The sequence below is a fragment of the Mycobacterium sp. genome (genome assembly GCF_025965855.1).
Lineage (GTDB): Bacteria > Actinomycetota > Actinomycetes > Mycobacteriales > Mycobacteriaceae > Mycobacterium.
In genome coordinates this window covers 1-3,036 of sequence record NZ_JAOPWB010000105.1, presented here as the reverse complement: position 1 = coordinate 3,036, position 3,036 = coordinate 1, and the positions used below count along the sequence as shown (strand labels likewise).

Below are 3,036 nucleotides of genomic sequence, written 5' to 3'. Positions count from 1 at the left end.
TGGTGCTGTCGGACTACCTGGTCGCCGACCCACGCATGGTGCGCGACCTGCACAGCCGGGGCGTCCCGCATCTTCCGGTTCGCGTGCGCGACGGCACCGGTCTGGTGGGCCCGCTGGTCATCCCCGGCGTGACCGCCTGCCTGGGCTGTCATTAGATGGGATGACTGCCCACGGCACACAACGGAAACAACACGCGGGGCGTCGCCAGCATGCGTCATGATGCGCAACAAAGGCTTCGTCAGGAATTAACTGCCAAGCCTCCGCCTGGAGACGGAGACCCGAAGACGGTCGTCGGCGCGCCGGTTGTTGGGCCAGCCGGATCGCGATGAGCGAGACGGCAATGGCGGCAGCGTCGGCGAGGTAGTCGACCCCGGCGGCCAACTCCCAGTGAGTGAGCGACCATCCCGACAATCACCAGGGCCGCTACCAGCAGCACGTTGAGCAGGAGGACCAGCCCTAGCCGTCGGGCCTTCGACATCCTGCCGATGATAGAAGGAGCAGGCGTATGTTTACCCGCCGTCGACAACGGCGTCTGACGCCTCCGTGCTGGCCATCGGTCCCAACATTTACCAGCTGCCTAAACAATTACTCGGGTGAATAACTCCCGGCATATTAATCAGTCCACGCCTGGGCAGCGGGCAGCTGGTTGATATGTCCAAGCGGTGCCATTTGAACCAACGCAAGCTGGGGCCGCCGCGCCGTGAATGTCAGCGCAGCCGTACCGTCGGTCGGGCAAACGTAAGGAGTCATGGGATGTCTCATCTCACCAACGGGCTGCGGGCCGCAACGGCTGCAGCGCTCATGGGCAGTTTCGCATTGGCGGCTAGCGGGACGGCGACCGCCGACCCCAACGCCGGTAGCTCGTCAGATATCAACACACTGGCCGGCTCGCTGGCGAAGGGCTACAGCCTCAGCAATTGCCAACCGGCGGCGGCGGATAAATTGACCTTTCTTTCACTTGCCGAGATCGATTGCGGAAAAAACGCCGACCCCAGCGGACCGGCTTCCGCCGTGTACCGACTCTTGGGACATGGCGAGGCTCTGAATGCCGAGTTCAAAGCCTTCATTAAAGACGTATCCCAGACTCCTTGCGTGGACGGTGGTCAAACACCGATGACATGGACACAAGGCCAGACGACTGGACAGGAGGCGTGCGGAATCCAGAACGGCGTCGCGACAATAACCTGGACCACCGACGGCAAAAACGTATTGGCCTCTATCCGCTCGTCCAACACCGACGTCAACGCGCTCCGCCAATGGTGGCTGGCCAACGCCTAACCGCCACGAGTGCGCTGACACCAGTTCCGTGGTCGACATCCCCGTCTCGAAGTGCTGCACGGCCACACCGGATGCCTTCGCAATCACTAAGTGGAACGTTTAGCGGACTGCGGCTGGTACCCCGCCGGGCGGTGGGATCAGCAGTACGCTCAACCCGTGCCGGAAACGTCATACGCATCGTGTGGCGATCTCAGCCTGGCGTATCAGGTATTCGGCGACGGCCCTGTCGAGCTCGTCGTCGTCGGGCCGTTCGTCAGCCACATCGAGCTGGCCTGGACCCTTCCCCAATTCAAAGCGTTCGTTGAGCAACTCGCCACCTTCTGTCGCGTCCTTTTGTTCGACAAGGCCGGGATCGGGCTTTCGGACCCGGTGCCAAAAGTTCGCACGCTGGATGATCGGGTGGCCGAGATCGAGGCCGTCATGGACGCCGTCGGCTTCGGACAGGCCGTCGTCTCCGGTCTGAGTGACGGTGGACCGGCGTCCATGATGTTCGCGGCAGCACGGCCGGAGCGAGTGCGGGCGCTGATCCTCTGCGGCACATACTCGTTTCACCCAGGCAGGTGGGACGACATGGATCGCGACCCGGGCGAGCTGCGGGCGCGCTTCCTTTCCGAGCTGGGTGAGGACTACACGCCGTCGATTGAACAGCTCGCCCGCTGGCTGGAAGCCGGTCGCGCCGTGCGCTCCGGGTGGGGCAGCGGTGCGGCAGCCAGCATCAGCGCGCCGTCGGTTCGGTCGATACGCCAGCTCGCAATGTTGGAGCGCATGAGCGCGAGCCCGGGAATGGCGCGGGCGTCATTCGAAGCGGCCTTTCTGACTGACGTGCGACCGATCCTGCCAACGATCACCGCGCCAACCCTGGTCATCCATGCCCGCGAGGACCCCGCGGTTCCGGTGCAGGGCGGCCGGTATCTCGCCAACCACATCCCCGGCGCGCGGTACCTCGAGGTCGAGGGTACGGACCACGCACCCTTCTTAACCGAGCCCGACAAGATCCTGACCGGGATCGAGGAGTTCCTCACCGGCAGCCATGCCGCGCCTGCACAGTCACATCGCGCCCTGCGCACCGTGCTATTCACCGACATGGTCGCATCGACCCAACACGCCGCGGCAGCGGGCGATGAGCGGTGGCGCGCGGTGCTGCACCGCTTTAGTGAGATCACCGCCGAACTCACGCAACGGTTCGGCGGCACGGTGGTCAAGAGCACCGGCGACGGCCACCTCACCACGTTCGACGGCCCGACGCAGGCGATCCGCTGCGCCGAGGGCTTGCGGGCTGATGCGGAGAAGCTGGGCATCGAGATCCGCGCTGGCATTCACACTGGCGAGTGCGAGCTGCTGGACGCCGACATCGGGGGGATCGCAGTACATATTGCGGCGCGGATCCTCGGCCAGGCCGGCGCCGGCGAAATCCTCGTGTCCCGCACTGTTCGTGACCTGGTCGTCGGGTCCGGCACGGGCTTTGTGGACCGTGGCAGCGTTGAGCTGCGCGGTGTGCCCGGCAGCTGGCAACTCCTGGCGGTCGATCGTCACGGCGCGCGGGCGGAATCGGCAGAGGTGCAATTGGCATCGATGCCCACCCCCGGGCCTCGGACCGCGATGCGGAGGTCAGACCGCGCCGCCGAGGTGATTGCCAGGCGGACACCGTGGGTGCTCCGTACGATGGCTCGTCTCACCCCGCACAGCAGAACGCCCACCGGAGCCAGCGTGCGCTCGCTCTAGAGGATCTCGATGATGTCGCTCTTCAGTGCCTCGGCA

Annotated in this window: 2 protein-coding genes and 1 pseudogene; all 3 read left to right on the top strand. The window is 65.0% G+C overall.

Annotation, left to right across the window (positions count from 1 at the left end; all coding sequences use genetic code 11):
- A pseudogene (locus tag JWP83_RS07720) lies at positions 1-149 on the top strand (cyclodehydratase); the annotation flags it as partial.
- A gap of 604 nt (positions 150-753) precedes the next feature.
- Positions 754-1,278 carry a serine/threonine protein kinase gene (locus JWP83_RS07715; RefSeq protein WP_297728089.1) on the top strand — a complete coding sequence of 175 codons (525 nt, stop codon included), beginning with the start codon at positions 754-756 and terminating at the stop codon, positions 1,276-1,278.
- A gap of 156 nt (positions 1,279-1,434) precedes the next feature.
- Complete coding sequence (locus JWP83_RS07710) at positions 1,435-3,000, top strand: adenylate/guanylate cyclase domain-containing protein (RefSeq protein ID WP_297728086.1); 1,566 nt, start codon at positions 1,435-1,437, stop codon at positions 2,998-3,000.
- The last annotated feature ends 36 nt before the right edge of the window (positions 3,001-3,036 follow it).